A 6,614-nucleotide genomic window follows, 5' to 3' on the forward strand; every position below is an offset into this window, starting at 1 on the left:
CGCCGCCGTCCCCGCCGACCGCTGGAACGCCGTCGCCGCCGGCGTCGCCCACGACCTCGCCGCCGTCGAACAGCAGGCCGGCGAGACCGCCGCCGAACGCTCCGACCCGTACGCCCTCGGCCTGTTCACCGCCTCCGGCGCCACCGTGCTGCTCGGCCTGGTCGCCGTCCTCGCCGCCCTGCTGGTCTCCGTCCGCATCGGCCGCGGCCTGGTCGCCGAACTGCACGCGCTGCGCAACTCCGCCCTCGAACTCGCCGGCCGCAAACTCCCCGCCACCATGCGGCGGTTGAGGTCCGGCGAGGAGGTCGACGTGGACGCCGAGGTACCGGCCGGGGCGCACGGCGGCGACGAGATCGGGCAGGTCCACCAGGCCCTGGAGACCGTCCAGCGGGCCGCCGTCACCGCCGCCGTCGAACGCGCCGAGGTGCTCTCCGGCGTCTCCGGCGTCTTCGTCAACCTGGCCCGCCGCAGCCAGGTCCTGGTGCACCGTCAACTCACCCTGCTCGACGCGATGGAACGCCGCACCGAGGACCCCGCCGAACTCGACGACCTGTTCCGGCTCGACCACCTCACCACCCGGATGCGCCGCCACGCCGAAGGGCTGATCATCCTCTCCGGCGCCGCCCCCGGCCGCGCCTGGCGCAAACCCGTCCCGCTCACCGACGTGGTCCGCGCCGCCGTCGCCGAGGTCGAGGAGTACGCCCGGGTCGACGTCCACCGCCTCCCGCGGGCCGCCGTCACCGGCCCCGCCGTCGCCGACCTCACCCACCTGCTCGCCGAACTCGTCGAGAACGCCACCGGATTCTCGCCCCCGCACACCAAGGTCCACATCCGCGGCGAACAGGTCGGCACCGGCTACGTGGTCGAGATCGAGGACCGCGGCCTCGGCATGGGCCCCGAAGCCCTCGCCGACGCCAACCGGCGGATCGCCGCCGGCGAGCAGGTCGACCTGTTCGACAGCGACCGGCTCGGCCTGTTCGTGGTCAGCCGCCTCGCCAGGCGACACGGCGTCAGAGTCGCCCTCCGCCCGTCCGCGTACGGCGGCACCACCGCCGTGGTGCTGCTCCCCACCGAGCTGCTCGAATCCGAGGAGAGCGAGGCCGGGCCGCCCCGCGGGACTCCGGCGAGGTCCGCGAACCGGCGTTCCCCGCCCGGCCGTTGGCCCCGCCGCTGATGCCCGGACGGGCCGCCGTGAAGGCCGCCCCGGACCGTCGGCGGCGCTGCCGGCCGGCGGCGAGGAGCAACTCCCGCGCCGGGTGCGGCAGGCCAGCCTCGCACCGCAACTGCGCGAAGCGCCCGAACCGGCCGGCCGCGGGCTGCGCCCGGCCGAACCCGCCGGGCGCGACCCCGAACAGGCCCGCTCCGCGATGAGCGCCTTCCAGCACGGCTGGGCCCGCGGCAGCGCCCCCGACACCCACCCCCGCACCCCGGACCGAGGAGAGGCCGCCCGATGATCGGCACCACCTACCACAGCGGTGAACTGAACTGGCTGCTCGACGAGTTGGTCACCCGCACCGCCCAGGTCAAGTTCGCCGTGATGCTGTCCGCGGACGGCCTGTCGATGGGCAACTCCACCGGCCTGGCCCGCGAGGACACCGAGCACCTGGCCGCCGTCGCCTCCGGCTTCCACAGCCTCGCCAAGGGCGCGGGGCGGCACTTCGACGCCGGTGAAGTCCGGCAGACCATGGTCGAGTTGGAGCGCGGCTACCTGCTGGTCGCGGCCGCCGGACAGGGCTCCTGCCTGGCCGTGTTCGCCGGGCCGGACGCCGATCTCGGCCTGGTCGCCTACGAGATCGCCCGCCTGGTGCGCCGCGTCGGCGAGCACCTGCACGCCGCCCCGCGCGGCGCCCAGGAGGGGTGAGCCCGGTGGCCTACCCGCCGCGCCACTACCTGCCCGGCTCCGCGTTCGGCTACCCGCCGCCGCCCGACCGCCCCGTCCAGTGGTACGACGAGGCCGCCGGCCCGATGGTCCGCCCCTACGCGCTCACCAAGGGCCGCACCCGGCCCGGCCAGCCGTTCGACCTGATCGCCCTGGTGGTCACCGACATCCCCGACCCCGCGGTGCTGCCGGTCGGCCCCGAGGCCGCCGCGATCCTCCGGCTGTGCCGGGGCAACGCGCTGTCGGTGGCCGAGATCGCCGCCGAACTCGACCTGCCGCTCGGCGTGGTCCGGGTGCTGCTCGGCGACCTGCTCGACGCCGAACAGATCCGGGTCAGCCGCCCCGTCCCGCCGGCCCTGCTCCCGCACGAGCACATCCTCCAGGAGGTCATCCATGGACTCCGTGCGCTCTGACACCGACCTCGCCCTGAAGATCCTGGTCGCCGGCGGCTTCGGCGTCGGCAAGACCACGCTGGTCGGCGCCGTCAGCGAGATCAGACCGCTGCGCACCGAGGAGCAGTTGACCGCGGCGGGCAGCCAGGTCGACGACCTCGGCGGGGTCGAGCGGAAGACCACCACCACCGTCGCCATGGACTTCGGCCGGATCACCATCCGGGACGGCCTGGCCGTCTACCTGTTCGGCACCCCCGGCCAGGACCGGTTCTGGTTCCTCTGGGACGAACTCGCGCAGGGCGCGCTCGGCGCCGTCGTCCTCGCCGACACCCGCCGCCTCACCGACTGCTTCCCCGCCGTCGACTTCTTCGAGCACCGCGGCATCCCGTTCGTGGTCGCCGTCAACCGCTTCGACGGCACCCGGGCGTTCGGCCCCGAGGAGGTCTCCCGGGCGCTCGACCTGGACGCTGACACCCCCGTGGTGCTGTGCGACGCCCGCGAACGCGGCTCGGGAAAGACCGTGCTGATCAACCTCGTCGAGCACGCGGGCAAGGTGCACGCGGCCAGGGTGCTGGCCCGGTCCGGGGCCTGACCTGCTCGAATCGCGGCGGCCGGGCTGCGGCGAGAACCTGGACGAGGGGCACAACACCCATGGCAGGCCGCGAGCTTCGCGGCTGCGGCAACCAGGAGGACGGCATGACCACGGCCAAGGACATCATGCACCCCGGTGCGCACTGGATCACCAAGAACGACACCCTCGAACACGCGGCCAGGATGATGCGGGAGCTGAACCTGGGCGCGCTGCCGGTCGGCGACGAGTCGCACGACGAACGGCTGTGCGGGATCATCACCGACCGGGACATCGTCGTGAAGTGCGTCGCGTACGGGCGCAGCCCGGCCGACTGCCGGGCGTCCGACGTCATCGAGGGCACGCCGCGCTGGATCGACGCGGACGCCGACATCTCGGACGTGCTCAGCGAGATGGAGAGCCACCGGATCCGGCGGCTCCCGGTGATCGAGAACAAGCGGATGGTCGGCATGATCAGCGAGGCGGACCTGGCCCGGCACCTCCCGGACCGGCAGTTCGCCGAGTTCGCCGACCACGTCTACGCGGCGGGCTGACCGCCCCGACGGCGCCTCAGCCGGCGGTGGGGGCCCCGGCGACGCGGCGCTCGCCGCCGTTGCGCTGCTGCCAGTAGCGGTAGACCTCGACGGCGTCCGCGCGCTCCTCGTGCCGCATCGGGAGCCGGCGCTCCTGCCAGGGCTTGGCGAACTCCTGGTAGAAGGACGCGAGTTCGAAGTACTTGCGGTCGTCGACGTAGTGCGGCTCGTACGCCTCGCGGGTGGTGAGGAAGACCACCTCGTCGGGGGAGCAGTAGTAGAGCGAGCCGAGGCACATCGGGCACGGGTGGGCCAGCACGTACACGGTGGTGCCGGTGAGGTGCTCGGTGCCGAGCCGGGTGCAGGCCGCGCGGACGGCGAGGATCTCGGCGTGCGCGGTCGGATCGCCGGTCTGGGCGACCAGGTTGGGGCTCTCGGCGAGGATCTCGCCGTCCTTGACGATGACGGTGGCGAAGGGGCGGCCGCCCTCGGTGACGTTCCGGCGGGCGAGGTCGATGGTGTGCCGGGCGAAGTCCATGGTGGTCCTCCGGGAGAAGGGGGCGGGCCGGCCGGCGGCCCGCCCCGGTGGCTGATTGGGCGTCAGAACGGCTTGGTGGGAAGGTACTTGCCGTCCATGGTGATGACGGCGCGCTCGCCGCCGTCCGGGTCGGCGACCTTCTGCACGTCGAGCCGGAAGTTGATCGCGGAGATGATGCCGTCGCCGAACTGCTCGTGGATCAGCGCCTTGAGGGTGGTGCCGTAGACCTGGAGCATCTCGTAGAAGCGGTACATGGTCGGGTCGGTGGGGATGCGCTCGGGCATCGAGCCGCGGACCGGAACGGTCTGTAGCAGCAGCGCGTCGTCGGCGTCCAGGCCGAGGAGTTCGGCGACGGCCTGCGCGGAGGCCTCCGGCAGCGGGTGCTGGCCGAGGACGGCGGCGGTGGTGAAGGCGACGGACAGGCCGGAGGCGTCGGCGACCTGCTGCCAGGTCAGGTCCTTGCGGATCTTGGCGTCGACGGCCTTCGCGGTCAGGGTCTCGCGGGCGGTGCGGTCGAACTGGGCGTGAACCATGGGGAGTCGGGTCCTTTCGGGGATCAGGCGGCGAGCGTGGGGGAGGTGAGGTCCTCGACGGCGCCGGTGGCGATGTCGTAGACCCAGCCGTGCAGGGCGACCCGGCCGGCGGCCGTCGCGCGGGCCACCGAGGGGTGGGTGGCGAGGTTGGCCAGCTGGGCGAGGACGTTCTGCCGGACCAGCGCCGGGACGTCGCCCTCGGCGGCGGTGCGGGCCACCGAGGCGTCCGCGTGGCGCAGCCAGGAGGCGACGGCGGGCGCGGCGGTGAGGTCGTGGCCCTCGGCGAGGGCGGTCATCGCGCCGCAGGCGGAGTGGCCGCAGACGACGATGTCCCGCACGTGCAGGGTGGCGACCGCGTACTCGATGCTGGCGGAGATGCCGTCGGCCTCGGGGGTGTACGCGGGCACCAGGTTGCCGGCGGTGCGGACGACGAACAGGTCACCGGGCTCGGTGCCGGTGATCAGCTCGGGCACCACCCGGGCGTCGGAGCAGCCGATGAACAGCGTGCTCGGGGTGTGGTGCGTCGCCAGGTGGGCGAACAGCTCCTTCTTGGCCGGGAAGACGTCGCGCTGGAAACGGGCGAGGCCGTCGGTGAGGTCCTGCATGGTCACTCCCTTCGAGTGGGGGTCGGCCCGGTGGGCTGGTGAGATCCACCATGCATGACCTGCACCCATAGCGTCCAAGAGGTGCTGACCATGAAAACGATCGACGGCGTCTATAGTGGCGCCCATGGCTTCCGTCGAACTGCGCCACCTGCGCTACCTGCTGGCCGTGGCCGAACAGGGCAACTTCACCCGCGCCGCCGAGGAGCTGCACATCTCGCAGCCCACGCTCTCCCAGCAGGTCAAGCAGCTGGAGAAGGCCCTCGGCGTCCAGCTGCTGGACCGCACCGGCCGCACCGTGCGGCTCACCGACGCCGGCGCCGTCTACGCCGACCACGCCCGGCGCGCGCTGCGCGACCTGTCGGCCGCCGAACGCGCCGTCCACGACGTCCAGGACCTCACCCGCGGCCACCTGCGGCTGGGCGTCACGCCGACCTTCACGGCCTACCTGGTCGGCCCGCTCACCGCCGAACTGCACACCCGGCACCCCGGCGTCGGCCTCACCCTGACCGAGCTCACCCAGGACCGGATCGAGACGGCCCTGCTCGCCGACGAGCTCGACCTCGGCATCGCCTTCGCCGGCCCGCACCTCCCCGGACTCGCCGCCACCGCGCTGTTCGTCGAGACCCTCAGCCTGGTGGCCGGCGCCGAACGCACCCGCCCGATGCCCGACCCGCTCCCGGTCGACGCCCTGCGCCACGAACAACTCGCGCTGCTCACCGGCGACTTCGCCACCCGCGGCCACATCGACGAGTACTTCGCCGCGCACCGCAGCACCCCGCGCATCTCGGTGGAGGCCAACTCCGTCCAGGCCCTCGCCGAGATCGTCCGCCGCACCGACCTGGCCACCGTCCTGCCCGACGCCATCACCGACGACCATCCGCACCTCCGCCCCGTCCCGCTCGACCCGCCGCTGCCGACCCGCACGGTGACGCTGCTGCACCGGGAGGGCGCCTACCGCAGCGCGGCGAACCGGGCGTTCACCCGGCTGACGCACGAACTGGTCCGGGCCCGGGGGTACGCGGCGGCCGAATAGGCGCTGACGGTCCGTCAGCAGGGAGGTTGACGCAGCGTCCGTTCGATCCGGCCGGGGCCGCCCGGTTCGGCGCGGTGCGGGCGGCCGAGGGTCCGGACAATCCCCGTGCGGCGTCCGGGCCCGCTCGGCTAGCATGGCCGGCATGTTCCTCGACCGTGACTAGGACCCCGCGCGGCGACCGCCCACCACGACCGGTGGCGCGGTGCCTTCGGCGTCCCTGTTCACCTCACCGGCGCGCTGCGCGCCGTTCCTCCGAGGAACTCCACCATGTCTTCGTCCTACGGGGCTGTCCTGCGCACCCCCGGAGCCGCCCGGCTCTTCGGCTCGGCCCTGATCGGCCGCCTCTCCTACGGCATCGTCCCGCTCTCCCTGCTGCTCGCCGTCAGCGGCACCACCGGCTCGTACGCGCGGGCCGGCTGGGTGATGGCGGTGTTCTCCGCCGTCAGTGTCCTGCTGTTCCCGCTCCGCGCGGGCCTGGTCGACCGGTACGGCCCGCGCCGCGTGCTGCCGCCGATGGCCGCCGGGTACGCGCT

9 protein-coding genes and 2 pseudogenes are annotated in these 6,614 nt (G+C 73.5%); 8 read left to right on the top strand and 3 right to left on the bottom strand.

Going from position 1 to position 6,614, the window contains the following annotated elements; translation table 11 throughout:
* The 6 genes and pseudogenes from KCH_RS29940 to KCH_RS29965 all read left to right on the top strand — a co-directional run.
* A pseudogene (locus tag KCH_RS29940) lies at positions 1-1,090 on the top strand (sensor histidine kinase); the annotation flags it as partial.
* Positions 1,091-1,256: 166 nt separating this feature from the next.
* On the top strand, positions 1,257-1,454 hold the full coding sequence (locus tag KCH_RS47680) for a hypothetical protein (protein ID WP_035868095.1): 198 nt from the start codon (positions 1,257-1,259) through the stop codon (positions 1,452-1,454).
* The gene (locus KCH_RS29950; protein ID WP_035868097.1) at positions 1,451-1,861 is read left to right on the top strand and encodes a roadblock/LC7 domain-containing protein; all 411 of its coding nucleotides are present in this window, start codon (positions 1,451-1,453) and stop codon (positions 1,859-1,861) included. The genes KCH_RS47680 and KCH_RS29950 overlap by 4 nt, the downstream gene beginning before the upstream one ends.
* A gap of 104 nt (positions 1,862-1,965) precedes the next feature.
* Positions 1,966-2,292: a DUF742 domain-containing protein gene (locus KCH_RS29955; RefSeq protein WP_051654068.1), complete on the top strand. Its 327-nt coding sequence runs from the start codon at positions 1,966-1,968 to the stop codon at positions 2,290-2,292.
* Positions 2,273-2,863, top strand: coding sequence for a GTP-binding protein (locus KCH_RS29960; protein WP_035868107.1), 591 nt, complete (start codon positions 2,273-2,275; stop codon positions 2,861-2,863). Before KCH_RS29955 ends, KCH_RS29960 begins: the two co-directional genes overlap by 20 nt.
* Positions 2,864-2,967: 104 nt before the next feature.
* Positions 2,968-3,393 carry a CBS domain-containing protein gene (locus KCH_RS29965; RefSeq protein WP_035874459.1) on the top strand — a complete coding sequence of 142 codons (426 nt, stop codon included), beginning with the start codon at positions 2,968-2,970 and terminating at the stop codon, positions 3,391-3,393.
* A 16-nt stretch (positions 3,394-3,409) separates the two neighbouring features.
* Here KCH_RS29965 and KCH_RS29970 read toward each other — a convergent pair whose 3' ends face one another.
* The 3 genes from KCH_RS29970 to KCH_RS29980 form a co-directional block, all read right to left on the bottom strand.
* Positions 3,410-3,910 (bottom strand): nucleoside deaminase, encoded by a 501-nt coding sequence (locus tag KCH_RS29970; protein ID WP_035868108.1) that lies wholly within the window; start codon positions 3,908-3,910, stop codon positions 3,410-3,412.
* Between the two features lie 62 nt (positions 3,911-3,972).
* Entirely contained in the window at positions 3,973-4,443 is a 471-nt protein-coding gene (cynS, locus tag KCH_RS29975; RefSeq protein WP_035868110.1) for a cyanase, read from the bottom strand.
* Between the two features lie 23 nt (positions 4,444-4,466).
* Entirely contained in the window at positions 4,467-5,048 is a 582-nt protein-coding gene (locus tag KCH_RS29980) for a carbonic anhydrase (RefSeq protein ID WP_035868113.1), read from the bottom strand.
* A 124-nt stretch (positions 5,049-5,172) separates the two neighbouring features.
* Between KCH_RS29980 and cynR the strand changes: the two genes are divergently transcribed.
* Complete coding sequence (gene cynR, locus KCH_RS29985; RefSeq protein WP_035868115.1) at positions 5,173-6,081, top strand: transcriptional regulator CynR; 909 nt, start codon at positions 5,173-5,175, stop codon at positions 6,079-6,081.
* Positions 6,082-6,348: 267 nt separating this feature from the next.
* Positions 6,349-6,614 (top strand): annotated as a pseudogene (locus KCH_RS42835) (MFS transporter); the annotation flags it as partial.

The sequence above is a fragment of the Kitasatospora cheerisanensis KCTC 2395 genome (assembly GCF_000696185.1).
GTDB lineage: Bacteria > Actinomycetota > Actinomycetes > Streptomycetales > Streptomycetaceae > Kitasatospora > Kitasatospora cheerisanensis.